The organism is Collinsella sp. AF14-35 (assembly GCF_003464565.1).
GTDB lineage: Bacteria > Actinomycetota > Coriobacteriia > Coriobacteriales > Coriobacteriaceae > Collinsella.
Genome location: NZ_QRZD01000013.1, coordinates 23,368 through 48,350, shown reverse-complemented (window position 1 = coordinate 48,350; position 24,983 = coordinate 23,368). Strand labels below are relative to the sequence as shown.

The following is a 24,983-nucleotide window of genomic DNA, read 5'->3' as shown; positions in this document are numbered from 1 at the left end:
ATCATTACGACTCACGGAGAGATGGCAGAGCGGTTGAATGCGGCGGTCTTGAAAACCGTTGAGCGCGAGAGCGTTCCGGGGGTTCGAATCCCCCTCTCTCCGCCACTTTTAGTGATGCACCGGCGTCATGGTCCGCTCGAACAGCGCATCGACCACGTCGGCCATCTCGGGTCGACGCTCAAGATCGTGGCCCGATTCCCACCATATCGTGAAAAGTCGAATAATACCGCCGGCGACAAACTCAGACGTCGTCTCGAGTGACACGGGGGCCAGAGCATCCTCGGCAAGCACGTTCATCACACGCTCGCGGATGGAGCGGGCAATACGGTCGCAAATAACGTTGGTCAACATGCCCGACATGCTGCTTGCCAAAATGTTATCCATGAGTTGCTCGTGCGCCAGAATCAAATCCATGGCATCGTCCAAAATCGCGTGCCGAAGCGCGCGCACGTCCTCGGCAGACACTGCGCCGGCCTCATCGGGCTGTTTTTGCGGCAAGCTCGACATGAGCTCATCGATATAAAAGGCAAAGTAATCGTTCTTGTCGCGAAAGTGCTTGTAGAACGTCGTGCGGCGAATCATGGCGCGGTCGCACAGCATGGCAACCGTCAGGTCCTCAAAACGATGCTCCTCGAGAAGCTCGGTAAAGGCATCGAACAGGGCGCGGTAGGTTTTCTTGATGCGAAGGTCCACTGGTATCGCCATCCTCAGGGCAAAGACAACACTCGTCAATCTGTCGCATATCTTACACCTGTACCTCGCGCGTTTTACCCCGGTGCCGACCCCGCCGAAAACATAACGCTTACCGGAAAGTTCGGCACGGCAAAACGTTGCGGGTATACTAGTAGCGTTATACCAACGGCAGCTGGCGCATGCCGCCGCGGCCATTCGAAACGGAGACATCATGATTACCGTCATCATCGGCATCGTTGTTGTCATTGTGATTGTCTGCGCCATCGCCGGCATCTACAACAACATGGTCACCAAGCGTAACCGCATCGATAACGCCTGGCAGAACATCGATACGCAGCTGCAGCGCCGCAACGACCTGATCCCCAACCTGGTCGAGACCGTCAAGGGCTACGCCAAGCACGAGCAAGAGACGCTCTCCGCCGTGATCAGCGCGCGTAACACCGCCGTCAAGGCCACCACGCCCGAGGCCAAGATGGAGGCCGACAACGTGCTGACCGGTGCGCTACGCCAGCTCTTCGCCGTGGCCGAGGCCTACCCCGATCTTAAGGCAAACACCAACTTTACGCAGCTGCAGGCATCGCTCGAGGATACCGAGAACAAGATTAGCTATGCACGCCAGAGCTACAACGATTGCGTGCTCAGCTACAACAACGCCATCCAGACGTTCCCGGCTGTCATCTTTGCCGGCATCTTCCAGTTTAAGGAGCGCCAGGGCTTCGAGGCCGCCGAAGCAGCCCGCCAGGCCCCGACCGTCAAGTTCTAGTAGTTTGACAGCGCATCTTTAATCGGCCAAATGCATAAACCGCCCCGTCGAATGCATACTTCGACGGGGCGGTTTCCCTTATCGCGAAGGTCCCCCTCAAGGCGCCGTACATTTTTGGGAGTATTCAGCACAGCCAAGAGTTTTGGGCGCCGCAGCAGAGGCGTTAGATAGCGAATACCTCTGCAGCTCGCGACCCAGCAGCCCATAACCCCGCCTATTATTCGCGAAAAGCATCGACGAGCACGGGTTTTGCCCGAACGACGGTATACAGGGGCCTTCGATTGCAGAATACTCGCAAAAATGCACGTCGCCACCACCCCCACATGGCGCGAACCAAAACAAAAGCGCGGCCTAAAAGGCCATGCGCCATCTTTAATTCAGATCTATATTGCCCGTAACGGCAGCGCCGAGGTAACGCAGGCCCGAGGGCAACCTTCCTTTCCGGCGCACTCCGCAGGACGAAAGAACCTCCGCCGCACGAAGTGCGCAGCGGAGGTTCTTTCATGTCCGAGGACGCGCCGGAAAGGAAGGTTGCCCTCGGGCCGAACAGCTATGGCAGCTTACGCGACGGTATAGACCCAGTTGTGCTTATCTTCAACAGCACCAGACTGGATACCAGTCAGGGTCTCGCGGAGCTTCTTCATCACGGGGCCGATCTCGGTGTAGCCAGCCGGGAAGGTCACGGTCTCGTCGGCACCGTAAACCTTGTTGTCGATCTCGCCGACCGGGGAGATGACGGCAGCGGTGCCGCACAGGCCGCACTCGACAAAGGTACCGGCCTTGACCTCGGCCCACTCGACGGGACGCTGGTCAACGGCCATGCCCAGGTCCTGAGCAACCTGAACGAGCGAACGGCGGGTGATAGAGGGCAGGATGGAGTCGGTGTGCGACTGCGGAACGACGAGGGTGCCGTCCTCCTTCACGAACAGCACGTTGGCGCCGCCGGTCTCCTCGACATAGGTGCGGGACTCGGAGTCGAGATACAGGTTCTCGGCATAGCCCTCGCGGTGAGCCTCCATCGTGGGCTTGAGGGACATGGCGTAGTTCAGGCCGGCCTTGATGTTGCCGGTGCCGTGCGGTGCGGCGCGGTCGTACTCGGAAACGCGCAGCTTGACGGGCTTGAGGCCACCCTTAAAGTACGGACCGACCGGGGTCACGAGAATGCGGAACGTGTACTCAGGAGCGGGAGCCACGCCGATCACGTCACCGGAGCCGATCATAAACGGACGCACGTACAGGGTCGCGCCGGAACCGAAGGGCGGAACCCAGGCGGCGTTGGCAGAAACGACCTGCTTGACGGCCTCAACGAACTTGTCCTTGGGGAACGGGGGCATCTCGAGGCGCTGCGCAGAGTTGTACATGCGCTCAGCGTTCATGTCGGGACGGAAGCAGACGATGCTGCCGTCCTCGGCGGTGTAGGCCTTCAGGCCCTCAAAGACCTCCTGGCAGTAATGGAAGATGCCACCGCACTCGGAGACATGCAGGGTGTGGTCGGTGGTCAGGCCGCCCTCGTCCCACTCGCCATCCTTCCAATGAGCCTCGTAGCTGTAATCGGTTTTCATGTAGCCAAAGCCGAGGCTACCCCAATCGATATCCTTCTTCTCGACAGTCATATGTCGCTCCTTACATACACAGTTGCATACTCGCGAACCCGCACGCAAAGACCGAAGCCGACCGCGTCGCAACGTCGCACGCCCGGAGCGTAGAGCCGGACGGGACACGCGAACGGCATCAAAGCCGATGGCACGTCGATTCGCATGCACGAGATTGTACTCCCCGTACGCGTCTGATAAAACGCTTTTCTTTAACTAAGTAAAGTATTTTCATTTGACCGAAGCAGAAAGGCCCGCCACCGTAAAGGGTGACGGGCCTCAACGGCACGGTTTGCGCGCTGGCTCGAGCTACGCGTTCTTTTTGCCCAGCTTAGCCTTAACCAGACCGACCACGGTCGGGATGATCGACACGGCGACGATGCCGATAATCAGCAGCTCAAAGTGCTCCTGCACAAAGGGGATGCCGCCAAAGAAGTAGCCCAGCAGAGTGAAGACCGTCGACCAGGTAATGCCGCCCAACACGTTAAAGATGACAAAGTTGCGCCAATGCATGCCGCCCATGCCGGCGATGAAGGGCACAAAGGTGCGGATAAACGGGAAGAAGCGACCCAGGAAGATGGCCAGGTGGCCCCACTTGTCCAGGAAGTCCTCGGACTTTTTGATTCGCTCGGGCGTCATGGCCTTCACCTTGCCCGAGGCGATGATCTTTTGGCCAAAGAAATGACCGATCATAAAGTTGCACTGATCGCCCAAGATGGCAGCCGTCCATGCGACGGCCAGCAGAGCCACGATGTTAAAGCCGCCGTTGTGGGCAAAGAAACCCGAGGCAAACAGCAGCGAGTCGCCGGGAAGGAACGGGAAGAACACCACGCCCGTCTCGATAAAGATGATCAGGAACACGCAGCCGTAGGCCATAAGCGGGCCGGCGGCGATCCAGCTGGCGATCGCGGTGCGCGGATCCTTAAGCAGCTCGGCGATAAAATTGATGAAACCCATGAAGTAAAACCTCTCAGTTGTGGGCGCGGACACGTCCAAGTTGACCAGTATACGGTTGTGACGCGGCAACGCACACGACCTTACAAAAGCGTGACTTCATTACCAGCAAGTTTGCATAATTGACACCTGTCGCGCAAAGCCGAGCAAGATTGCTCTTCCTAATCCCTAGCGAATCGCTATACTTTATTGAATTGCATTGTCGCGGCGCTAAGGGAGGGCGGCCGGTGAGCTTTATCAATACCATTCGCGAGGACATCAAGACCGTCCAGGCACAGGACCCCGCCGCGCAAAACGGCCTAGTCATCTTCCTTTCTTACCCCGGCCTGCACGCCAAGTGGAACCACGTGCCCGAGCACTGGCTGTGGGAACATGGACATCGCTCGCTCGCCCGCGTGCTCTCGCAAATCACCCGCCATATCACTGGCGTCGAGATTCATCCTGCCGCACAGATCGGCAAGCATTTCTTTATCGACCACGCCATGGGCGTTGTCATCGGCGAAACCGCCATTGTGGGCGACAACTGCGTGCTCTATCAGGGCGTCACACTTGGCGGCACCGGCAACGAGACCGGCAAGCGCCACCCCACCCTGGGCAACAACGTCACCGTGGGCACAGGCGCCAAGGTGCTCGGCAACATTCGCATTGGCAACAACGTCAAAATCGGCGGCAACTCGGTCGTCGTCAAGGACGTACCCGACAACTGCACCGTCGTGGGCGTGCCGGGCCGCGTCATCAAGCGCAACGGCTGCCGCGTATTCGAGGAAAGCTTCGACGCCAAGCAGCACCGCGAATACATGCCCGACGATGCCGCCGAGCAGAGTGCCCTCAACCGCCAGGGCATCACCGAGAATGCCCGCCGCGTCAAGGAACTCGAGCGAGAGGTGGCCGAGCTCAAGGCCCTCGTCACCAAGCTCGTGGACGAGCGCTAGGGCCGCGGGCAACCGCCACAGCATGAACGCCAGCACAAAAGGCGCGCCAGGGAATCCGCCCCCGGCGCGCCTTCTTTTCGATGTGACATGCGGGACTGCCCCTTTGTCGCGTTATGCGAACTGGCTCAGGTAGAGGTCGGCGTAAGCGCACTCGGCAGCCAGCAGCTCCTTGTGCGTACCCTGCTCGATGATATTGCCGTGATCCATGACCAGGATGAGGTCGGCATCAACAATCGTCGACAGACGGTGCGCGATCACAAAGCTCGTGCGCCCGCGCATGAGCGCGTCCATGGCGCGGCCGATGGCAAGCTCGGTGCGCGTGTCCACGCTCGACGTCGCCTCGTCCAGGATGAGGATCGCCGGGTTGTTGAGCAGCACGCGCGCGATGGTCAGCAGCTGACGTTGGCCCTGGCTGATGCTCTCGGCATCGTTAGCCACCCGTGTGTCGTAGCCCTGCGGCATAGTGCGCACAAAGAAGTCGACCTGAGCGGCACGTGCGGCCGCGACAATCTCCTCGCGCGTCGCCTCGGGACAGCCATAGGCGATGTTCTCGGCAATGGTGCCATCGAACAGCCAGGCGTCCTGCAACACCATGCCAAACTGCTGGCGCAGCTCGCCGCGAGCCATGCGGCTCGTATCCACGCCGTCGAGCGTAATACGCCCGCCGTCAATCTCGTAGAAGCGCATGAGCAGGTTGATGAGCGTCGTCTTGCCTGCGCCCGTGGTTCCCACCACGGCAATCTTCTGGCCCGGCTCGGCGGTAAACGACACGTCGCGCATGAGCGGCTTGTCGGGCGCATAGCCAAAGCGCACGTGCTCAAAAGCGACGCGGCCCTCAATGCGACCCGGCAGCTTGGCGGCCTCGTCCGGCAGCGGATCGGCCTCCATCTCGGGCTCATCAAGCAGGTCGAACACGCGCTCCGCACTCGCCAGCGCGCTCTGCAGCGAGTTAAAAGTGAACGACAGCTGCGTCATGGGTTCGGACGCCTCGTAGATAAACTGGAAGAACGCCTGGAACACGCCGACGGTCATGTGACCGGCGACCAGCATGCTGCAGCCCACGAGCGCAATCACAATCTGCGCCAGGCGACCGATAAAGCGAACCGCGGGTCCGACGGCGTTAATCATAAAGTCGGCCTTGGTGCTCACGCGCGCCAGCTCGCCCGAGGCCTCGTGCACCTCGGCAGAGCTCTGGTGCTCGCGGTTGAATGCGCGAATCACCAAACGGCCCGAATAGCCTTCCTCGACCGCGCTCGTGATTTTGGACACCCACTCCTGACGCTCGCCCGTCACATCATGCGTACGGCGCGAAACCACCTTGGTCACCAGCAGCGACAACGCCGTAAAGAACAAAAAGACTAGCGTAAGCGGCACGCTAAACACGAACATCACGCCCACGGCGCCCACCACGGTGCCGATCGACACAAGCAGCTGCAGCAATCCGCGCTGCATGCTCTCGGACATCTTGTCCAAGTCGTTGGTCGCACGGCTGACGACCTCACCGGGACGATGCGCGTCAAAGAAGGCAAGCGGCAGACGGTTGAGCTTTTGTGCGATGCGGTTGCGTAGACGCAGGTTGAGGCGTTCGGCCACGCTCGACATCAAAAAGCTCTGGAGCGCATAGAACGAGGCAGCGGCAGTCCAGATCATAAAGTAGACGAAGATGGTCTTGCCGCAGTTCTCCCAGGTGATGTTGAAGGTGGTTCCGTTGGCAAACGCCACCTGAATGTGGCCCCACAGCTCATCGATCACGCGGGCGCTATATGCCGGTGCAGCGGTGTTAAAGATAACATAGAACACAATGCTCGCAAACACGATGTAGAAGCGCCAATGGTCGCCGACGGCCTCGCTCCACAGGCGGCGCACCGTCGCCCAGGTATCCCGGGGCGTCTCGCCCTCTTCTTCGTCGTCCACGTCGCGCATACGCTCTGCCTCGGCGCGGGCACGCTCGTCCTCGGCACGCTCGTTTTCCTCGTAGAGCGCTTGGCGGCGAGCCTCGCGCTCGACTGCAGCCTTGGCGGCGTCATCCAGCTCGGTCGACGTGACAGCCGTTTCCTCGACCAGCCCCGCGGCAACGGCGTCATCAACGCCGCCCTGCTTCTCGAGCTCCTCGGTCATGCTACTCACCTCCCTTCATCTGCGATTCCGCGATGGCGCGGTACACCTCGCAGGTTTCCATAAGCTCGCCATGCGTGCCCAGGCCCACGACCTCGCCATCCTTGAGCACGACAATCTGGTCGGCATGCAAGATCGTCGAGATGCGCTGCGCGATGATGAGCACCGCAGCGTCGCGCGTCTCCTCCTGCAGCGCATGGCGCAGCGCTGCATCGGTCTTAAAGTCCAAGGCCGAAAAACTGTCATCGAAGATATACAGATCGGCATGCTTCATGAGCGCGCGGGCAATGGCCAGGCGCTGGCGCTGACCGCCCGAAAAGTTCGTGCCACCCTGCGCCACCGGGGTATCGAGCCCCTGCGGCTGATCGAGCACAAAGGTGCTCTGGGCAACCTGGAGCGCGTGGAGCATATCGGCCTCGGTCGCGTCTTCGTTGCCAAAGCGCAAATTGCTTGCCACGGTGCCCGAGAACAGCCATGCCTTCTGCGGGACGTAGGCAATGCGCCCGCGAATCTCGTCTTGCGAAAGCTCGCGCAGGTCGACGCCGTCCAGGCGAATGGCACCCTTGGTGGCATCGTGAAAACGCAGCAGAAGCTTTGCCACCGTCGACTTGCCCGAGCCCGTCGAGCCCACAATCGCGGTCGTCTGACCGCGACGACAGGCAAAGCTCAGGTCGCACAGGGTGTCCTCGTCGGCATCGTCAAAGCGAAACGACATGTGATCGAACTCAGCGACCGCATCCGCATCGCCCCCGGAGGCAGGCGCCCCGTCACCCAGCGTACGCTCGCCGTCCACGATGCTCGGCTCAATCTCCAACACCTGCTGCGCACGGTTCAGGCACGCCGCGGCGCGCGGCAGCGTCAGCACTACCATCTGCGCCATCATCACGAAGAACAGGATCAGGAGCGCATATTCCAGCACCGCCGAGATGCTCGCGATCTGCATGGCGTGGGCGCCCACGCGGTTGCCGCCAACCCACAGCACCGCTACCTCGGCGATGTTCATCAAAAAGAAGCTTGAGCTGTCGAGGCCCACAAACAGGTGGTTGACTTTGATGGCGTTGGCGGCGTAGTCGATGAACACCTCGTCCAGGCGCCGCTCCTCGTGACGCTCCTTGTTAAACGCACGGATGACGCGCACGCCCACGATGTTTTCGCGCAGCACCACGTTCATGCGGTCGATAAAGCTCTGCAAGCGCATAAAGATCGGAGCCGCGTTGGCAACCGTAAAGACCGCCGCCACCAGCACAATCGCAACCACGACGCCCAGAAGCGTGCCCATGGCAGGATCGATAAACCAGGCGAAGATGATGCCCGCCACAGCCAAAAACGGCACGGGCAGCACCAGCTGAATGGTCTGCAGAATCGCCTGCTGAATCACGTTGATGTCATTGAGCGAGCGCGTGATCATCGATCCGGTGCCAAAGCGCTCAAAGTCGCTGGCCGCGAGCTCGAGCGACTTGTCGTACACGGCATTGCGGATATCGCAGGCCACGTTGGCGGCCAAGCGCGCCGAAAGATAGCAGCCCAGCACCGCGCCACCGCTGGCCATGCCGGTCGCGATAAGCATGTAGAGGCCATTGCGCAAAATGTAGTCGACATCACCCGTGGTGATACCGGTGTTGACCATGTTCGCCAGCATCGTGGGAACCAACAGCGTGCCGACGTTATCAACCAGCAGCACCAGCAGCGTCACTGCGACAAGCCCTCGATAGGGCTTCAGAAACCTCATTAACAGTCGCACGACTCCCCCTCACATTGATCCTGCGTCTGGCTTGCAGCTGCCACCTGCTGCTTAAATGTCTCGCACTCCTCATCGAGCACCTGGGAGAATTTGCCGATCAAGCGCATAATCTCGCGTTGCTCACACGGCTCAAGCGCGCAAAATGCTCGCTGTTCGGCCTTAAGTGCCGGCAACGCATAGCGCTCAGCAAATTGCCTACCCTCTTTGGTCAGGCACACAACCTTGTTCTTGCGACTGCCTTCGGCAAACTCCAGCGTGGCGAAACCCCGCGCCTTCAAGGTTTTAATTGCCGAGTTGATGGTCTGTTTGCTGTAGAACCATTCGCTTGTCAGACGGCTTACGGCGACGCTGCCGCCCGCCGTGCTGGTATCGACGAGCATCCAGTAAGCGCAGTCCGAAAGACCGCAGGCGCGCGAGAACTCCGAATAAATATGGTCGAGTCCATTGAGCAACCGGTCGAAATCGACCAGCGTAACCGCACTATTCATCTATCCCACCATTCGATTGTCCGATTTTTGACCAATTTATATCTCTATATTAGTCCGAGTTTTGACTATCGTCAACAGGCTCTCCGCAAATGCTTGCACTTTTATGGCCTATCGGCAGAAAAAGACCGCCGGCGCGGGGGCAGCGCCAGCGGTCACGTGAAAATCGGGTTTTATTGCCCGTTAAGCGGCGACGGCCTCATAGACCGTAGCGCCCGAGAAGCTGTCATGCAGGCTCTTGCCGGCAATCCACGGCAGCTCGACGACCTCGCAGACCGTGTTGACCAGCTCGGAGCAGTCAGTAAAGTGGCCCTTGTCGTTGAGGGCCTCGCAATCCTGAACACGCCAATAGCCATCGGTGTGCGTGATGTAGTACTCGTGATCGTCAATCGTCACAAAAGCGCGCGTCTTGGAACGCAGCAGCTTCAGAAATCCTTCGAAGTCGGTCTCGACGACATCTCCAGCCTGGAACATGATGTTACCTCCTGGCCCGGCGCCACCACGGCGCATTGATAAACGTTGGTACTCCTTTAGTAAAACCTTTATCAGAGGTTATGCGTTCGTCATTTAGGCAAGTGGTAAAAAACCGCAGGGTAGACGGGATAAAACGTTTAACCATCCCATTTGTTTGTCACATTCTGAAGGTACTTTTATGCAAACCTACTTTCCCAATTGGAATCTATCCTTTTGGCCGGGCAATTGACCGTCTATCGTTTGAGCCCGACGGGTATGAACGGGGCATCTGCAACGCCACTACAAGGAGGCACCATGGAGACTATCGAAGCGCTCATTCACCGCCGCAGCTGCCGCAAATACAGCGATCGTCCCGTCGAGGCCGAAAAGCTTGCACGTATTATCGAAGCCGGCCAATATGCACCGAGCGGCATGGGCCGCCAGCCGGTGACGTTTGTCGCCGTCACCGATCCCGCGACCGTCGAGCGTCTCTCGCAGCTTAACGCCCAAGTCATGGGTAGCAACGGCGACCCCTTCTACGGAGCCAAAACGGTTGTGGTGGTACTGGTCGACCGCAACGTGCCCACGCATCTGGAAGACGGCTCGCTCGCCATGGGCAACTTGCTCAACGCCGCCTATGCACTGGGTGTCGATTCATGCTGGATTCACCGCGCGCATGAGGTCTTTGACTCACCCGAGGGCCTGGAGCTGCTGGCCAGCTGGAGCCTGCCCGCCGACGGCAGCCTGCGCGGTGTCGGTCACTGCATTCTGGGCTATGCCGAGGACACGCTACCCGAGCCCAAACCCCGCCGCGACAACGTCGTCTACGTAAGGTAACCCAGGAGCGTCATAGGGGTAGCTAATTTGGGACGGGGCTATTTTAGCCACCCCACTCGCAACTTATCTTGCCGATGGAGTTGTCGTCGTTTCGTTCGTGTGGGTCGTTTCGGCGCCGTCGCCCTGTTCGCCCTCGTCCTTTTGCGCATCGGCGATGGTGGAGGCCGCCGCAACGATACCGCGCTGGGGCGCGACGCCCGTCTGGGTCTGAGCGCCCTCGACAATTTCTGTGCCTGCATGCGCGAGCTCGGGCGATTTAAACATCGCGTCCAAGTTGGCACCGTCGCCGGCGTAGCCAAGCGCAGCGAGTGCGATGACGATCACTGCAACGACGACCGCGATCGGAACATAACGATGCCAACCAGCCGGATTGAGTCCGCTGCGACGAGCCGCCCCGCGGCTGATGTAGCCGAGCGTGCCGTCGTGCTTGAGCTTTGAGCCCACCACGCGTTTGCGGTCCCACAGCGAGGACTCTGCCTGCATTGCCAAGCGGGCACCTGTCGAAGGATAGCCGTATTTAGTGCGCTTGAACGAGCCGTCAAACCCCGAGGCGTGTTTGCCCCACGTCACCGATGTTGTGCGTCGGTTAACCGGCGCGGCGCTCCGCCTTCTGCGGCTCGGTTTTGTAGTCTCAGCCATACGCCCCCGCACGCCGTAACCAAATCGAAACAATAACGCTTTGGACTGTAGCACACGCGTCGCGCGCGGTCACGGGCGCCTCGCTCAACGGTCATCGTCCTTCAGTAAGCGCCACAGCGTTGTTCGGCTTATGCCCAGCACCTCCGCCGCACGGGTTCGGTTGCCGTGGAGATGATCTACAACCAGATGCGCGATATCTCGCTCGGTATCGGCCAGCGGTCGCAGGATATACAGGTCGCTTTCGAGTGTCGGGGCGCCAAAGGTTGCGGTCTTAATCACGTCCTCTTGGGCTAGCACTTCCTCCGCCACAGCGCGATCCACCGTGCCCGCCCCCACCAATATATACAGTCGTTCCGAGACCTCGCGGAGCTGCAGATAATTGCGCGGCCAGCGGTAAGCATCGAGCGCCTTCGTCGCCGCGGCAGACAGCGTGGGCGCTGCCGTCCCAAATGCACCAGCGAGATATTCCAAATAGCGCGCAATCTTTTGCGACGTGGCTCCCTGCTCGACGATTGCCGGCGCCACGCTCACCGCACAGGCGAAGCGCTCGGTCACAAAGGCGGCTTGATCACTTTCGCTGCCGCCCGGCATGTCATTCGCCGTCAGCACCACATGGCAGCGCGTCGCCAACGCGGTGTCGGCCATCGTGGAAACGAGCTCGCGGAGACGCTGGGGGCCAACCGTGTTCCAGCCCTCAATGCAAAGTGTCAGCCCCGTTTGGAACAACGGCGATTCGGCGCTTTTGAGCAGATGGCGCCAGCCGCGATCCGTTAGCTCATCGAGCGCAACGGCAACAAAGGGCTGATCGACAAAAGGACCGTCCAGATAGAGACGCATGGCAATCTCGACCTGACCCGTTCCCAGCTCGCCCTCGAGCATAAGGGGCACACCGCGCGCGTAGCTCTCGGCGACCGGCGCAGCCACCGAGGCAGGCCCCTCAACGATGCCGTACGCGCTCGATTCGTAGCGGGCCTCAACTTCGTCGGCGTTGAGCCACTCGATGCCCGCGTGCGCCGCGGCGCCGCGCACCTCGCGGACCACGACGACCCAAAGGCCCCCGCCCTCTTTGTCGGCGGGGCGAACGGTCAGGCTCAGGCACGTACCCGCACGCCCCATAACCAGACGCGCGCCGTCTCCTATACGGTCGAGGCGTTCGGCAACAAAAGCTGCCACATCCCGCTCAAGCGCCGCGTCATTCATGGTCGAAATCGCGACGTCCCCACGCGCATCGATTGCCAATGCCGAGGCCCCGGCAGCAGCCAGGGCCTCGGTCAAGATGTTCAGCTTGGCATCGCTATCCATGATTTGCCCCTGTCCGCGGCGACGTGCAACCGCCGACGGTCGCACGACCGAGTGTTTCAAAATTGAACGATATTGCTCACCAAACACTATAGGGCAGAAAGCGCCGTCCTGCGAGTATAGGTGTTGCCCCGCATCGCCATCCTGGCGGGGCGATAAGAGCTCTTCGGGACTTATAAACCTGCGGACAAGCCATACCCGCAAGAGCTCCTATCGCTCCACCGCAGGCTTGCGCTCACCAGCAACCAGCAACCAGCACGCGAATAAGCTACTTCTCTACCAGATTCCCAGCACGTGCTGCATTCCCAAGCTCATGCACGCAATGCCAATCCAGCAGCAAAAGCCCAGCGCGATGGGCTTGCCGCCCTTTTTGACCAGCTCGACGATATCGGTATTAAAGCCAATAGCCGCCATGGCCATCACGATAAAGAACTTCGAAAGCTCCTTGATGGGCGCCGTAATGGACGTGGGAAGCTGAAACACCGTGGTGACCACGCTTGCCAGCACAAAGAACAGCACAAACATGGGAAACGCGCGTTTAAGCGAGAACGTGCTTTTGGCGTCGCCCCCGGCCTTGCGCGCCAGATGCATCTGCCAGCACGCAAGGACCAACGTGATGGGAATAATGGCCAGTGTCCTGGTGAGCTTGACCACCGTGGCGCTCTCGAGCACGTTAGCGCCGGGATGCATGCTGTCCCAAGCGCTCGCCGCAGCCGTTACGGACGAGGTGTCGTTGATGGCGGTGCCAGCAAACAGGCCAAAGCCCTCGTTGGTCAGTCCGAGCATACCGCCGAGCGTTGGAAACACGAGCGCCGCGATAACGTTAAACAGGAAGATGACCGAAATAGCCTGGGCAATCTCGCGATCGTCGGCATCGATGACGGGCGCGGTCGCGGCGATGGCAGAACCGCCGCAAATCGACGAACCCACACCCACAAGCGTCGCGATCTTACCCGGCACGTTCATGACGCGGCAGAGCACAAAGGCAATGACAAGCGAGGTCGAGATCGTCGCCACGATAATCGGCAGCGACTGGGCACCCTTGGACAGAATCTGGGAGAGGTTCATGCCAAAGCCAAGCAGGATAACCGCGTACTGCAAGACTTTTTTGGACGTATAGGTGACGCCGGCGGCGAGCTGTTCGCGACGATTCTTGGGAAAGACGAGCGCCAGGACCATGCCAAAGAGGATGGCAAATACCGGCCCGCCGACCACCTCAATTTGTTTGCCGAGCAACGTCGCGGGAATGGCGACGATCAGGCAGAATAAGACGCCCTTCCAGCGCTCGCGTACGGTATTCGCCAGTTGCATATGGGATTCCTTCTTTCTATTTCACGTTTGCGACGGCTTATGATACGGCAACGTTGAGCACATCCATGCGCAAACACAGACCAAGATGCCGCAATAGTTCTTGGGCAACAGTCGAATTACCCACCGCGGAGAGCTGATTCGCGGCATAATTAACAGCTGACATATCAGTGTGATACAACGGTTGCGAGGCACTATGGAAGAATCGATGCACGTCGGCGAGCAGGAAACGAGCCTACAGGACCAGTCCTACCACACTATTCGACGCAAAATCGTCTACCTGGACTACAAGCCGGGCGAAAAGCTGGGCGTCAAGCAACTTTGCGACGACCTGGATATGGGTCGCACGCCCGTGCGCGAGGCTTTGGTTCGCTTGGCGCAGGAAGGCCTGGTGCGCACCGTGCCCCAGAGCGGCACCTACGTCTCACCCATCAACCTCACCCTTGCCGAGAGTGCCTGTTACATCCGCGAGCATCTGGAAAAGCAGGTGATTGTGGAGTGCTGTGCGCGCGCCACGTCGACCGGCATCGAGCAGCTCGACCGCGCCATCGTGCTGCAGGAAAAGGCCATGGCCGAAGAGGATCGCATCGGCTTCTTTTTGAGCGACAACCTCATGCATCACATGATTTTTAGCATCGCATGTCGCAGCACCGTGTGGTCGTGGCTCGAAGAGACCAATGCCGACCTGGAGCGCTTCCGCTGGCTGCGCGCCGCCACGCAGGTTCTCGACAATCAGGACATCGTGAACGAGCACAAGCAGATTCGCCGCGCTATCGCCGGTCGCGACCCCATCGAAGCGAGCTTTTTGGTCAGCAAGCACCTGCACATGATGTTCCGCAACCAAACCGAGGTTCTGGACCAGTTCCCCGAGTACTTCGAGACCAGCAAGCTCCGCTAACCTGCCAAAAAGGGACAGGTTTATTTTGGCAGGTTTTATCTGGGCAAATGCAACAAGGCCCGGCTCCGCTGCAACGGAGCCGGGCCCTTCTTGTTAGCGCGTTTCGACAACGGAGCACCTGATGTCAGTCACCAACAGCGAGCGAGCCGCATTTGCGCCAAGGTGACGTGAAATGAGAGGGCGCTGACCTTCTGGTCGCGCCCTCGAAATTGAACGTCAGATTGGCGTGAATGCGGCTCGCGCAGCGTCGAGCAGTTCCGGCGTTTGGTAAAACGCCGGAACAACAATTACTCGACGGTCACGCTCTTAGCGAGGTTTCGAGGTTGGTCAACGTCGCAGCCGCGCAGGATGGCGACCTCGCGGGCGAGCAGCTGCAGGGGAACGCTCGCCGTGATGGGGCTGAACACGTCGCGGACGGCCGGCACACGAATGATGCAGTCGGCAATCTTGTTGATTTCCTCGTCACCCTCGGTGGCAACGACGATAACCTTGGCGCCGCGCGCCTTGCACTCCATGAGGTTCGACACGGTCTTGTCGTAGGTGGCACTCTTGGTGGCCACAGCGATGACAGGGAAGCCCGGGTCGATCAGGGCAATGGGGCCGTGCTTCATCTCGCCGGCGGCGTAGGCCTCGGCATGCAGGTAGCTGACCTCCTTGAGCTTGAGCGCGCCCTCGTAGGAAATAGCGGCACCCATGCCGCGGCCCACGAACAGCGCCGACTGCGCGTCCTTGCACAGCAGGGCGGCCTCATGAACGGCCTCGGTCTGGGTATCCAAAATCCACTGGATCTGCTCGGCCGTATCGGAAAGCTCGCGGAACAGCATGCGCGCCTGTTTGGTGGTCAGACGGTACTTAACCTGCGCCAGCAGCAGAGCCAGCAGCGTAAGGCTCACGACCTGACCGATAAAGCTCTTGGTCGAGGCGACCGCGATCTCCTTGTTGGCCTTGGTGTAGATGACGCCGTCGCTCTCACGCGCCACCGGGCTGCCCACCACGTTGGTGATGCCGAAGACCTTGGCGCCCTTGATGCGCGCGTCGCGAATGGCGGCAAGGGTGTCGGCCGTCTCGCCCGACTGGGACACAGCCACGACAAGCGTCGTCGGCGTGATGATGGGATTGCGATAGCGGAACTCGCTGGCCGCCTCAACCTCGGTGGGGATGCGAGCCCAGCCCTCAATAAGGTTCTTGGCGATGAGGCCAGCGTGATAGCTAGTGCCGCAAGCGATCACGTAGACGCGGTCGATATCGTTGAGCTCCTCGAGCGAAAGGCCCAGCTCGTCGATATCGAGCTCGCCGGCGGGGGTCATACGGCCCACCAGCGTATCGCGCACGACGCGCGGCTGCTCGTGGATTTCCTTGAGCATAAAGTCGGGATAACCGCCCTTTTCTGCCATGTCCAGGTCCCAGTCGATGTGGGTGACCTTGGGCTCGATAACGTTGCCGGCCTCGTCGGTGTACTCGACGCCCGCGGGCGTGAGCTTGGCAAACTGACCGTCCTCGAGCACCACGACATCGCGGGTGGCGTCGATGAGCGCGATGACATCGGAAGCAACATAGGAGCCGGTTTCGCCCACGCCGACTACGATCGGGGAATCCTTGCGGGCCACGGCGATCACGCCGGGCTCGTCAGCGCACACGGCGGCCAGACCATAGGCACCGACCACGTGGGTGCAAGCCTCGCGCACGGAGGCCATCAGGTCGTGCGTCTCGGCATAAGCCTCTTCGATCAGATGCGCGAAGACCTCGGTATCGGTCTCGCTCTTAAAGTGGTGGCCGCGGCCCTCCAGCTCTTCGCGCAGCTCGGCGAAGTTCTCGATGATGCCGTTGTGGACGATGGCGATACGACCGTCGCAGCTGGTGTGGGGATGGGCGTTAACGACGGAGGGCTTGCCGTGGGTGGCCCAACGGGTGTGGCCGATACCGCAGGTAGCGTCGCTGTCGATGTTGGAAAGCTCGCTCTCCAGGCCCGCGACCTTGCCCACGCGGCGGATGACGTCGAGGTGCGCCGCGGCGCCCTCACCCACCTCGAGCGCGACGCCCGAGGAGTCATAGCCGCGATACTCCATACGCTTGAGGCCCGTGACCAGGATGTTCTTTGCAATATCAGAGCCGGTGTAGCCGACAATTCCGCACATAGGATAAATCCCTTCGTTCGCGTGACTGCAAGACGTCCACGCACAGGGGGCGCTGAGACGTATAACGTTCGAGTATTGTACTCACGCAAGCGCAAGCTGATATACCAGAAGTGGTATCTCAACTTAGATACCACCCGATGCACACATGCCCAGCCGGTCCAAACCGCCACAATGGGGACAGGAACCTTTGTGGTGGTTTGGACCGGGGCGGCGGCCTATCCCGGCGAAAGATCTCGATCTGTAACATCTGGGCCGCAATAAGCCGGCTTAGTGTTACAGATCGAGACATTACGGTTCGGCCCCTGCACTATGTCTCGATCTGTAACAGGTAGAGCCGGTTTTGCCGTCCAGATGTTACAGATCGAGACAATTGAAGGCCCGGGCAGCTCAAGCCACCACAAAGGTGCCTGCCCCCTTCGTGGTGGTCGCGCTGGCAACGGCGTTTCCCCAGATAAAACCTGCCAAAATAAACCTGTCCCTAATTGGCAGGTTTTGACACCCTGGGGGCGGGCGATGCTACAATCGGACTTGTACTTGAAACGCATCAAAGGGGCCGCCATGGCAAAGGTAAAAATCAGCGACGTCGCGCGCGAGGCCGGGGTTTCGTTGGGCACGGTTTCCAACGCGCTCAACCACCCCGAAAAGCTGCGCCCCGAGACCCTCAAGCTCATCAACGAGACCATCAATCGCCTTGGCTACCTGCCCAACCAAAGCGCTCGCCAGCTGGCCGGCGGCACCACTAAGTCCTTTGGCCTTGTCCTCCCCCGTCTCGATCACGGCTTTTCGCTCCAGATTGCCAGCGGTGCCCACAACGAGGCACGCAAGCACGGCTATGACTTGCTCATCGCCAATGCCGATAACGACGATATTCTCGAGGATCATTACCTGCGCTATTTTATGGGCACGCAGATGTCCGGCGTCATGGTTCAGCCCATGGCGTCCCTCGATTGGCACCCCGCCATGACCAAGATTCCCGTCCCCATCGTCCATCTGGACGTCCATTGTTCAGAACCCGGTTACTACGTGGCCGCCGACAACGAGGCACAGGGGCGCATTATCGCCGAGCTCGCCATCGCCCGCGGCGCACACCGCATCGTCGTTGTAGGCCGAGCGGCATTTATGCAGCTCACCCTGCGCGTCCTTGGCATCCACAAGGCACTTGCCCTGCATCCCGATATCAAAATTGAGGTCATCGATGCCGGAGAGTGGAATACCGCAGCCGACGGCTACAGCATCGGTACCCAGATTGCCGAACGCCCTGCTGACGAGCGCCCCGATTTTGTCATCGGCCTGACCGACGTATTGGCCTCGGGCGTTATCTCGGCGCTGACCGACAAGGGCATTTCCGTCCCCGGCCAGATTCTTGTTGCCGGCTGCGATGGCAACCCGCTTGCCTGGAGCGGATCGGTCCCCCTCACCACGGTAGCACCACCGGGCTACGAGATCGGCCGCAAGGGCGTGCAGCTGCTCATGGAACAAATCGAGGATAAACCTGCCGCCAAGACCAAACGAGTCCGCATCGGCTCCGCCGCGCGCACCGTCACCACGGTCACGGCCACCGAGGACATTAACCGTCAGGAGCTCGTGCGCCCCTTCTTGCTCGAGCGCGTAAGCACCCAAAAGGCCGAGCAGCACCCGACGGGCCCATCCGCGGCCCCTATAACCGACATCAACCTGGGCGCCTACTTGTAACAAAAAACGCCGCAACGAAACAGGCCCGCTGCGGCGTTTTTTACTGGCCCCATGTGCCCTCCCCGTTTAGCCGGACCTGCAGCTACGGATATTTATGGAATGTAATCCATTTTTCATTAACTTTTTTGCAAAAATGTATTCAATTCCATTTTTAGAACAGTGCCTCCGCGCAGGCGCCGTTACCGTCACCGTCCTGCGGGATCGGGCGCGGGGCATGGCGACTCGCGGCAAACGCTAGCGCACAGCCTTGACCGCCGCCGGCAGATCGAACAGCGTATCGAGCACGGCCTCGCAGCCGTCCACCACGTCCTGCGGCAGCGGCACGATATCGGGGACGGCAAAGACGTGGCAGCCGGCCGTGATGCCCGAGACGCAGCCGTTGCGGGAATCCTCGACCACGGCGCACTCCTCGGGGGCAAAGCCCGCGCGCTCGCAGGCGAGCAGGTACATCTCGGGGTCGGGCTTGCCGTGCACGACGTCCTCGCCGCAGGTCACCGTCTCAAACTTGTCAAAGAGGCCAACCGTCTTAAGGTTGCGTTCGGCGGTAACGTGGCGCGACGACGTCGCAAGGCCCACGTGATAGCCCGCAGCCAGCAGCTCGTCGATGCACTCGGCGGCACCGTCCTTAAGCTCCAGATCGGTCTTGACCATCTCGTCGCGAATCTCCCTATGGCGACGATAGATTGCCTCAGCGGTTTCGCAGCTGCCGTAATGCTCATCAAGGATCTCCATGACATCGGGCAGCGTGCGACCGATAAACTGATGGATCAGCGCATCATCAATCGCGAATCCCAGCTCGGCCGCGCCCGCCTTCCACGCCTTGATACCCAAACGCTCGGTATCGACCAGCGTTCCGTCCATGTCAAAAATAACGGCCTTGATCATATCGGTCCCCCATCTCTTCGCACTGCTGTACTCCCGCAACTTTACCGCACCTGTAAACTTGTATATAACGTATATAGCATATTGCACTTCCGTTACATAGATAGAAGTCTTATGACAAGCAGTCCAGTAGGATTATAGTTTTCGACCGAGTACATATTGGTAAGGATCAATTCATGCTTTCAGACACCACCGCACCCGCAGAGGGGCTTCAGGACAAACTCGCAGCGCTCGAGCAGCTGCTTTTAGCATACGGACGCGTCGCCATCGGCTTTTCCGGTGGCGTCGACAGCAGCTTTTTGGCCGCGGTCTGCGCCCGCATCATGCCCGCCAGCACGCTTCTCGTTCACCTCACCACGCCGTTCATCGGCACGCCCGAGCAGGCTTCGTTTGAGCGGGCGGTTGACGGGCAGGCCGATGAGGGGCCACATTTCAAGCTCCCCGTGCTCAACCTCTCGGTCGATCAGCTGCAGCTCCCCCAGGTAGCCTGCAACGACGCCGACCGCTGCTACCACTGCAAGCGCGCCGGCTTTACCGCCATCGTCAACCACGCAAGGTCGCTGGGCTTTCCCACCGTCATCGACGGCAGCAACGCAAGCGACCGCGGCGACTACCGCCCCGGCATGCGCGCCGCCCAGGAGCTCGGCGTGCGCTCGCCGCTTATGGAGGTCGGCTTTACCAAGGACGAGGAGCGCGAGCTGCTACGCGCCTGGGGCTATCCCGTCTGGAACCTGCCGGCAGGAGCCTGCCTGGCCACGCGAGTCCCCACGGGCGAGGAGCTCACGCGCGAGAAGGTCGATGTAATCCGCACCTGTGAGGACTACCTGCACGACCTTGGCCTGGACCAGGTCCGCGCACGCCTCGTCGGCGGCTGCATGCATATCGAGGCCGCGCCGGCAGACGTCGCCAAGATCGCCGCCCTCAGCGGTGCCGCCGTCGACGCCGAAGGCAAGACCCCGCTGCCCGCCGCCATCGAGTCCACGCTGCGCGAGCTGGGCTGCGGCCATATCTCCCCCGAGGTCACCCCCTACATCCACGGCAACATGAACCAGTAACCTACCAAAAAGGGACGGGTTTATTTTGGCAGGTTTTATCTGGGGAAACGCAGACAGGGCCGCGACGCCTATAGCGTCGCGGCCCTTTTCCTTGGAGAAGGATCGATTAATGGAACGGAGAGCCCGTTCTAGCCCTCGAGCCCGGCGTTGATGAGCTCGGCAATCTCGACAGGATCGGTGCTTTCGCGCACCCTGTCACGGAAGCCAGCATCCATCAGCATCACGGCAGCCTTGGAGAGCAGACGCAGGTGCGTGGTTCCCGCTTCGCCGGCGGGCACGTACAGCGCGAGCGCCACATCGACGGGCACGCCATCAAAGCTCGGCCACTCAACAGGCTCGGACAGCTTGAGCACGGCCACGCCCGGCGTATGGATCGCATCGCTCTTGGCATGCGGAACGGCAAAACCGGCGACGAGGCCAGTCTCGGCCTCGTTTTCGCGAGCAATAAAAGCCGCCTCTACAGCAGACGCGTCATCGGCAAAACCAAGCTCAACAGCCTGCTCGGACAGATAATGCAGCGCGTCCTCGCGCGAGGCGGCGGCGTGGCCAATCGTCACTTGGTTGGCAGATACAAACCCCATGGAAAGCCTTCCTTACAACACGGACCTGACCGCAGCTTCGATGCCGTCGGCGTCCAAACCGTACTTATGCAGCAAATCGACCGCAGGGCCGGACTCGCCGTACACATCGCGCACGCCGACGCGACGCATCGGCACTGGATGCTGCTCCGCGAGCACCGAGGCAACGGTCTCGCCAAGACCACCGATAATCGAATGCTCCTCGGCGGTGACCACGCGACCGGTCTTCTTGGCGCTGGCAACCACCAAACGCTCATCGAGCGGTTTGATCGTATGCATGTTGATGACCTCAGCATCGATGCCGTCGGCAGCGAGCGCCTCGGCAGCAGCGAGTGCCTCAGCGACCATGAGACCGCACGCGACGATCGTGACATCAGAGCCCTCCCGTACAACAACACCGCGGCCGATCTTGAACTCGTAGTCCTCGTGATCGTTGATGACCGGTGTTGCCAGGCGGCCGAAGCGCATGTAGACCGGCCCCTCAAACTCATAGGCGGCGCGCACACAGGCGCGGGCCTCGACATCGTCGGCGGGAACGACCACCGTCATACCCGGAATCGTACGCATGAGTGCGATATCCTCGCAGCACTGGTGCGTGGCGCCGTCCTCGCCCACCGAAATGCCGGCATGGGTGGCGCCAATCTTGACGTTGAGGTGCGGGTAGCCAATGGAATTGCGGACCTGCTCGTAGGCGCGACCGGCGGCAAACATCGCAAAGGTGCTCGCAAAAGCAACGCGGCCCGTGGTCGCGATGCCGGCGGCAAGACCCATCAGGTTGCTCTCGGCGATGCCGGCATCGTAAAAGCGCTCAGGATGGGCAGTCTTAAACTTACCCGTCTGCGTAGCGGCAGCCAGGTCGGCATCGAGCACTACAAAGTCATCGTGCTCATTGCCCAGCTCGACGAGTGCCTCGCCGTAGCTTACGCGCGTGGCGACTTTTTTGACCTCTGCCATTAGAGTTCCTCTCCTGCTGCCGCGAGCTCGGCCATGGCCTGCTCAAACTGCTCGTCATTGGGCGCCTTGCCATGCCAGCCAACCTGGTTCTCCATAAAGGAGACGCCTTTGCCCTTCACCGTCTCGGCGATGATAGCGACGGGCGCGCCGGTCACCTCGCGAGCTTCGGCGAAAGCCGCCTCAATCTGCGCCATGTCGTTGCCATCGGCTAGCTCTATCACATGCCACTTAAAGGCGCGGAACTTGTCGGCAAGCGGCATGGCCGAGTTGACTTCATCGATCGTGCCGTCAATCTGCAAGCCGTTGTGGTCGACGACGGCAACAAGATTGTCGAGCGCATGGTTGCCGGCAAACATAGCCGCCTCCCACACCTGGCCTTCCTCGCACTCACCGTCGCCCAGCAACGTGTAGACACGGTAGCTGTCGCCCCAGTGCTTAGCGGCAAGCGCCATTCCAACTGCAGCAGAGATGCCCTGACCGAGCGAGCCGGTGGACATATCGATGCCTGGGGTATCGTTCATGTTGGGATGGCCCTGCAGTCGGCTGCCAATATGGCGGAGCGTCTCGAGCTCTTCGACGGGAAAATAGCCGCGATTTGCCAACACCGAATACAGGCCCGGCGCCGCGTGACCCTTGGAGAGCACAAAGCGGTCGCGATCGGCCTTGTGAGGGTCGGCAGGATCGATATTCATTTCCTCAAAGTACAGATACGTCATGATGTCGGCTGCACCGAGCGATCCACCCGGATGTCCCGACTTGGCCGCGTGAACCGCAGTCACGACACCCTTCCTGACCTCATTGGCGACCTTCGCCAGCTCCTGGTTGGTCATACGAATTCCTCTCTTGAGAACAACCCCGGCACCGGATGGCGCGATGCCGAGGGCAACCCGGTCGTTAAGCCTGAGCGACGACCTTCTGCCAGTCAGCCTCAAAAGAGGCGAGGCCCTGGTCGGTCAGCGGGTGATGCAGGCACTTCTTGAGAGCGGCCATGGGCACGGTCGCGATGTCGGCGCCAAGAAGAGCCGCCTGGGTCACGTGGTTGGGCGTGCGGACCGAAGCGGTGATGATCTCGACGGTGTCGTCGACGTTCTTGCCGGTCCAGTCATAGTTCTTGATGCATGTCACGACATTGTCGAGCTGCGAGATGCCGTCCTCGGCGATGTCGTCAAAGCGGCCGACAAACGGGCTGATGTAGCGGGCACCGGCGTTGGCGGCCATGAGGGCCTGCGTCGGCGAGAAAACAAGCGTCATGTTGACGCGCACGCCCGCATCGGCCAGGGCGCGGCAGGCGGCGAGGCCGGCCTCGCACACGGGAAGCTTGACCACGATGTTGGGAGCCAGGGCGGCAAGACGCTTGCCCTCCTCGATCATGCCCTCGGCAGTGGTCGCGGTGGACTCAGCAGACACGGGCAGGCCCTCGCAGAGCTCGGCAATCTTGAGCATATGGGGCTCAAAGTCGGCGAGCTTGCCGCCGGTCTTGGCGTACAGGGACGGGTTGGTGGTGACGCCGGCAAGGCAGCCCCAGCTCTTGGCCTCGGCGATCTCGTCAAGGTTGGCGGTATCGATAAAGAACTTCATGGTGCAAACTCCTTCTAAGGAATCCAAAACTCAAAAAATAGGACAAAGGGGATGTCCCTTTGTCCTATGTGCCGGGCCTGCAGCTGGGACATGCCCCAGGCCCGGCGTCGTGTAGGAAAAGCTACTTAGAGAGCCTTCTCGATGCGGCTCGTGACGCCCTTGAGGTTAAGACCGACGACGTACTGCTTGATCGGGCGCTTGATGTGCTCGATCACAAAGCGCTTGCCGTCAATGTCCTGGGCAGCGAGGTTGCGATAGAGCTTCTCGACCTGCCCCTTGACCTCGGGATCGTTGAACGCGTAGTGGCCGGAGACATCCAGAATCTTCAGGCTGAGCTCGTCGTCGGCCAGAATGTCGTCAACCTGCAGGTTGACATCGTCGCCGGTCATCCACTTGCGCCAGCGCTCGGTCTTGATGGCCTTGACCAGCAGCGTGTGATACAGATCGGAGGGATCGTCGCACAGGCCGTTGTCGACCAGAATCTGCTCGGTAGCGCAGAGCTTGAGGTAAGCGCGGGTCTCCTCGGTGCCGTACTGAGGGGCGACATTGGAAGCGGTCACGTGTGCCGGGATGTGCTCGAGCAGCGTCGCGTCGTCCAGGTAGTCGGCGTTGTGCTCCTTCAGGCCCACGCCGTAGCGCTTGGCCATGTCGGCGAGCTCGCGGGCATTCTTAAAGTTGTAATGACCGACCTGCTCGGTCCAACGGGTGAGCGTACCGGTCTGGCCGACGATAAAGGTGGGCATGGGGCAGCCGCGCTTCTCGAGCTCGGGCTGCAGCTGAGAAATGAACTCCTCGTACTTGTCGGTGGAGGTCAGGCCGCCATTGGTCTCCTCGGTACCGACCTCATAGGCAACCTCGGGCAGGTTATGCTCGCGACGGTACTGCTCAAGATAGTCGATAAGATCGATCGTGCGGCGAAGCACCACGTCGAGCGGAATAACCTTGCCGATCTGATAGGGGTCCTTGGTGGGGTCGACCATCAGCAGGTCAAAGCCTGCCTCCATGTCGGCGACAAAGGACTTGCGGGCGAGCTCCATGGCCTCGTCCTCGGGCAGGTGGGCGTTACGCTCCTCGTCGCGCTGCCACGGACCGCCGTGATCGCGGCACAGGTAGTACGGACCGGTATAGCCCACCTCGTCGGCAACCTTCTTAATGTCGGCGGCAAAGCGCGTCTGGTCCCAACCGTTGACGTAGCCGGCGCCCATCTCGTCCATATCGACCTGGTTGCGGCTAGCGATAAACATGGGCGGGAAATCCTCGTCCTTGGCAAGCTCGAACACGGCCTGAATCAGGTTGGGGCTCATGGGGCCAATGCCGACCATGGTTGCGTGATCGCCGCTGTCCTGCAGCTTGAGCATGCCCTGAACGGCCTGGCGGATGGTGAGGTTGGACATTTTGTT

23 protein-coding genes and 1 tRNA gene are annotated in these 24,983 nt (G+C 60.5%); 7 read left to right on the top strand and 17 right to left on the bottom strand.

The window, feature by feature from the left end:
- Nucleotides 1-15: 15 nt before the first annotated feature.
- Nucleotides 16-105, top strand: a tRNA-Ser gene (locus tag DWW12_RS05710).
- A gap of 3 nt (nucleotides 106-108) precedes the next feature.
- Here DWW12_RS05710 and DWW12_RS05705 read toward each other — a convergent pair.
- Nucleotides 109-693 carry a TetR/AcrR family transcriptional regulator gene (locus DWW12_RS05705; protein ID WP_158564413.1) on the bottom strand — a complete coding sequence of 195 codons (585 nt, stop codon included), beginning with the start codon at nucleotides 691-693 and terminating at the stop codon, nucleotides 109-111.
- Between the two features lie 211 nt (nucleotides 694-904).
- Here DWW12_RS05705 and DWW12_RS05700 point away from each other — a divergent pair, with 211 nt between their 5' ends.
- A complete protein-coding gene (locus tag DWW12_RS05700; RefSeq protein WP_082421874.1) occupies nucleotides 905-1,456 on the top strand; it encodes a LemA family protein in 552 nt (183 codons plus the stop codon).
- A 560-nt stretch (nucleotides 1,457-2,016) separates the two neighbouring features.
- Here DWW12_RS05700 and DWW12_RS05695 read toward each other — a convergent pair.
- Nucleotides 2,017-3,069: a branched-chain amino acid aminotransferase gene (locus DWW12_RS05695; RefSeq protein WP_117855420.1), complete on the bottom strand. Its 1,053-nt coding sequence runs from the start codon at nucleotides 3,067-3,069 to the stop codon at nucleotides 2,017-2,019.
- A 288-nt stretch (nucleotides 3,070-3,357) separates the two neighbouring features.
- Nucleotides 3,358-4,005 carry a DedA family protein gene (locus tag DWW12_RS05690; RefSeq protein ID WP_117582947.1) on the bottom strand — a complete coding sequence of 216 codons (648 nt, stop codon included), beginning with the start codon at nucleotides 4,003-4,005 and terminating at the stop codon, nucleotides 3,358-3,360.
- Between the two features lie 224 nt (nucleotides 4,006-4,229).
- On the opposite strand from DWW12_RS05690, the gene cysE reads away from it, so the two are divergent.
- Nucleotides 4,230-4,934, top strand: coding sequence for a serine O-acetyltransferase (gene cysE, locus DWW12_RS05685; protein ID WP_117855419.1), 705 nt, complete (start codon nucleotides 4,230-4,232; stop codon nucleotides 4,932-4,934).
- A gap of 111 nt (nucleotides 4,935-5,045) precedes the next feature.
- On the opposite strand, the gene DWW12_RS05680 is transcribed toward cysE, so the two are convergent.
- The 4 genes from DWW12_RS05680 to DWW12_RS05665 form a co-directional block, all read right to left on the bottom strand.
- Nucleotides 5,046-7,052 carry an ABC transporter ATP-binding protein gene (locus tag DWW12_RS05680; protein ID WP_199570711.1) on the bottom strand — a complete coding sequence of 669 codons (2,007 nt, stop codon included), beginning with the start codon at nucleotides 7,050-7,052 and terminating at the stop codon, nucleotides 5,046-5,048.
- 1 nt (nucleotide 7,053) lies between these two features.
- Nucleotides 7,054-8,778: an ABC transporter ATP-binding protein gene (locus DWW12_RS05675; protein ID WP_117855417.1), complete on the bottom strand. Its 1,725-nt coding sequence runs from the start codon at nucleotides 8,776-8,778 to the stop codon at nucleotides 7,054-7,056.
- Nucleotides 8,778-9,278: a MarR family winged helix-turn-helix transcriptional regulator gene (locus tag DWW12_RS05670; protein WP_117582944.1), complete on the bottom strand. Its 501-nt coding sequence runs from the start codon at nucleotides 9,276-9,278 to the stop codon at nucleotides 8,778-8,780. The genes DWW12_RS05675 and DWW12_RS05670 overlap by 1 nt, the downstream gene beginning before the upstream one ends.
- A gap of 180 nt (nucleotides 9,279-9,458) precedes the next feature.
- Nucleotides 9,459-9,749, bottom strand: coding sequence for a hypothetical protein (locus tag DWW12_RS05665; RefSeq protein ID WP_055251737.1), 291 nt, complete (start codon nucleotides 9,747-9,749; stop codon nucleotides 9,459-9,461).
- A gap of 294 nt (nucleotides 9,750-10,043) precedes the next feature.
- Between DWW12_RS05665 and DWW12_RS05660 the strand changes: the two genes are divergently transcribed.
- A complete protein-coding gene (locus DWW12_RS05660) occupies nucleotides 10,044-10,565 on the top strand; it encodes a nitroreductase family protein (RefSeq protein WP_117638091.1) in 522 nt (173 codons plus the stop codon).
- 63 nt (nucleotides 10,566-10,628) lie between these two features.
- Here the strand turns inward: DWW12_RS05660 and DWW12_RS05655 are convergent, their stop codons facing one another.
- The 3 genes from DWW12_RS05655 to DWW12_RS05645 form a co-directional block, all read right to left on the bottom strand.
- Nucleotides 10,629-11,204: a hypothetical protein gene (locus tag DWW12_RS05655; protein WP_147330885.1), complete on the bottom strand. Its 576-nt coding sequence runs from the start codon at nucleotides 11,202-11,204 to the stop codon at nucleotides 10,629-10,631.
- Nucleotides 11,205-11,288: 84 nt separating this feature from the next.
- Nucleotides 11,289-12,506: a helix-turn-helix domain-containing protein gene (locus DWW12_RS05650; protein ID WP_117855416.1), complete on the bottom strand. Its 1,218-nt coding sequence runs from the start codon at nucleotides 12,504-12,506 to the stop codon at nucleotides 11,289-11,291.
- Nucleotides 12,507-12,779: 273 nt separating this feature from the next.
- A complete protein-coding gene (locus DWW12_RS05645; protein ID WP_117855414.1) occupies nucleotides 12,780-13,814 on the bottom strand; it encodes a YeiH family protein in 1,035 nt (344 codons plus the stop codon).
- 193 nt (nucleotides 13,815-14,007) lie between these two features.
- Between DWW12_RS05645 and DWW12_RS05640 the strand changes: the two genes are divergently transcribed.
- The gene (locus DWW12_RS05640) at nucleotides 14,008-14,709 is read left to right on the top strand and encodes a GntR family transcriptional regulator (protein ID WP_233540229.1); all 702 of its coding nucleotides are present in this window, start codon (nucleotides 14,008-14,010) and stop codon (nucleotides 14,707-14,709) included.
- Nucleotides 14,710-14,996: 287 nt separating this feature from the next.
- On the opposite strand, the gene glmS is transcribed toward DWW12_RS05640, so the two are convergent.
- Nucleotides 14,997-16,844 (bottom strand): glutamine--fructose-6-phosphate transaminase (isomerizing), encoded by a 1,848-nt coding sequence (gene glmS / locus DWW12_RS05635; RefSeq protein WP_117582939.1) that lies wholly within the window; start codon nucleotides 16,842-16,844, stop codon nucleotides 14,997-14,999.
- Nucleotides 16,845-17,402: 558 nt separating this feature from the next.
- Between glmS and DWW12_RS05630 the strand changes: the two genes are divergently transcribed.
- Nucleotides 17,403-18,536: a LacI family DNA-binding transcriptional regulator gene (locus DWW12_RS05630; protein ID WP_233502682.1), complete on the top strand. Its 1,134-nt coding sequence runs from the start codon at nucleotides 17,403-17,405 to the stop codon at nucleotides 18,534-18,536.
- 234 nt (nucleotides 18,537-18,770) lie between these two features.
- On the opposite strand, the gene DWW12_RS05625 is transcribed toward DWW12_RS05630, so the two are convergent.
- Nucleotides 18,771-19,421: an HAD family phosphatase gene (locus DWW12_RS05625; protein WP_117655774.1), complete on the bottom strand. Its 651-nt coding sequence runs from the start codon at nucleotides 19,419-19,421 to the stop codon at nucleotides 18,771-18,773.
- Between the two features lie 173 nt (nucleotides 19,422-19,594).
- Here DWW12_RS05625 and DWW12_RS05620 point away from each other — a divergent pair, with 173 nt between their 5' ends.
- Nucleotides 19,595-20,473, top strand: coding sequence for an ATP-dependent sacrificial sulfur transferase LarE (locus tag DWW12_RS05620; RefSeq protein ID WP_117655773.1), 879 nt, complete (start codon nucleotides 19,595-19,597; stop codon nucleotides 20,471-20,473).
- Nucleotides 20,474-20,601: 128 nt separating this feature from the next.
- Here DWW12_RS05620 and DWW12_RS05615 read toward each other — a convergent pair whose 3' ends face one another.
- From DWW12_RS05615 to DWW12_RS05595, 5 genes are all read right to left on the bottom strand, one after another.
- Nucleotides 20,602-21,054: a PTS sugar transporter subunit IIA gene (locus DWW12_RS05615; protein ID WP_117646319.1), complete on the bottom strand. Its 453-nt coding sequence runs from the start codon at nucleotides 21,052-21,054 to the stop codon at nucleotides 20,602-20,604.
- Between the two features lie 12 nt (nucleotides 21,055-21,066).
- On the bottom strand, nucleotides 21,067-22,005 hold the full coding sequence (locus tag DWW12_RS05610; RefSeq protein ID WP_117855411.1) for a transketolase family protein: 939 nt from the start codon (nucleotides 22,003-22,005) through the stop codon (nucleotides 21,067-21,069).
- Nucleotides 22,005-22,835, bottom strand: a complete 831-nt coding sequence (locus tag DWW12_RS05605; protein ID WP_089573497.1) for a transketolase — start codon at nucleotides 22,833-22,835, stop codon at nucleotides 22,005-22,007. Before DWW12_RS05605 ends, DWW12_RS05610 begins: the two co-directional genes overlap by 1 nt.
- Nucleotides 22,836-22,899: 64 nt before the next feature.
- Nucleotides 22,900-23,583: a fructose-6-phosphate aldolase gene (gene fsa / locus DWW12_RS05600; protein WP_006235616.1), complete on the bottom strand. Its 684-nt coding sequence runs from the start codon at nucleotides 23,581-23,583 to the stop codon at nucleotides 22,900-22,902.
- A 125-nt stretch (nucleotides 23,584-23,708) separates the two neighbouring features.
- Nucleotides 23,709-24,977 carry a class II D-tagatose-bisphosphate aldolase non-catalytic subunit gene (locus DWW12_RS05595; RefSeq protein ID WP_117646321.1) on the bottom strand — a complete coding sequence of 423 codons (1,269 nt, stop codon included), beginning with the start codon at nucleotides 24,975-24,977 and terminating at the stop codon, nucleotides 23,709-23,711.
- Nucleotides 24,978-24,983 lie beyond the last annotated feature (6 nt).

Bases quoted from the DNA above. Each gene is read 5' to 3' on its own strand.
- DWW12_RS05700 (WP_082421874.1), top strand. From the start codon at position 905: ATGATTACCGTCATCATCGGCATCGTTGTTGTCATTGTGATTGTCTGC.
- DWW12_RS05695 (WP_117855420.1), bottom strand. From the start codon at position 3,069: ATGACTGTCGAGAAGAAGGATATCGATTGGGGTAGCCTCGGCTTTGGC.
- DWW12_RS05690 (WP_117582947.1), bottom strand. From the start codon at position 4,005: ATGGGTTTCATCAATTTTATCGCCGAGCTGCTTAAGGATCCGCGCACC.
- DWW12_RS05680 (WP_199570711.1), bottom strand. From the start codon at position 7,052: ATGACCGAGGAGCTCGAGAAGCAGGGCGGCGTTGATGACGCCGTTGCC.
- DWW12_RS05675 (WP_117855417.1), bottom strand. From the start codon at position 8,778: ATGAGGTTTCTGAAGCCCTATCGAGGGCTTGTCGCAGTGACGCTGCTG.
- DWW12_RS05670 (WP_117582944.1), bottom strand. From the start codon at position 9,278: ATGAATAGTGCGGTTACGCTGGTCGATTTCGACCGGTTGCTCAATGGA.
- DWW12_RS05665 (WP_055251737.1), bottom strand. From the start codon at position 9,749: ATGTTCCAGGCTGGAGATGTCGTCGAGACCGACTTCGAAGGATTTCTG.
- DWW12_RS05660 (WP_117638091.1), top strand. From the start codon at position 10,044: ATGGAGACTATCGAAGCGCTCATTCACCGCCGCAGCTGCCGCAAATAC.
- DWW12_RS05655 (WP_147330885.1), bottom strand. From the start codon at position 11,204: ATGGCTGAGACTACAAAACCGAGCCGCAGAAGGCGGAGCGCCGCGCCG.
- DWW12_RS05650 (WP_117855416.1), bottom strand. From the start codon at position 12,506: ATGGATAGCGATGCCAAGCTGAACATCTTGACCGAGGCCCTGGCTGCT.
- DWW12_RS05645 (WP_117855414.1), bottom strand. From the start codon at position 13,814: ATGCAACTGGCGAATACCGTACGCGAGCGCTGGAAGGGCGTCTTATTC.
- DWW12_RS05640 (WP_233540229.1), top strand. From the start codon at position 14,008: ATGGAAGAATCGATGCACGTCGGCGAGCAGGAAACGAGCCTACAGGAC.
- glmS (WP_117582939.1), bottom strand. From the start codon at position 16,844: ATGTGCGGAATTGTCGGCTACACCGGCTCTGATATTGCAAAGAACATC.
- DWW12_RS05630 (WP_233502682.1), top strand. From the start codon at position 17,403: ATGGCAAAGGTAAAAATCAGCGACGTCGCGCGCGAGGCCGGGGTTTCG.
- DWW12_RS05625 (WP_117655774.1), bottom strand. From the start codon at position 19,421: ATGATCAAGGCCGTTATTTTTGACATGGACGGAACGCTGGTCGATACC.
- DWW12_RS05620 (WP_117655773.1), top strand. From the start codon at position 19,595: ATGCTTTCAGACACCACCGCACCCGCAGAGGGGCTTCAGGACAAACTC.
- DWW12_RS05615 (WP_117646319.1), bottom strand. From the start codon at position 21,054: ATGGGGTTTGTATCTGCCAACCAAGTGACGATTGGCCACGCCGCCGCC.
- DWW12_RS05610 (WP_117855411.1), bottom strand. From the start codon at position 22,005: ATGGCAGAGGTCAAAAAAGTCGCCACGCGCGTAAGCTACGGCGAGGCA.
- DWW12_RS05605 (WP_089573497.1), bottom strand. From the start codon at position 22,835: ATGACCAACCAGGAGCTGGCGAAGGTCGCCAATGAGGTCAGGAAGGGT.
- fsa (WP_006235616.1), bottom strand. From the start codon at position 23,583: ATGAAGTTCTTTATCGATACCGCCAACCTTGACGAGATCGCCGAGGCC.
- DWW12_RS05595 (WP_117646321.1), bottom strand. From the start codon at position 24,977: ATGTCCAACCTCACCATCCGCCAGGCCGTTCAGGGCATGCTCAAGCTG.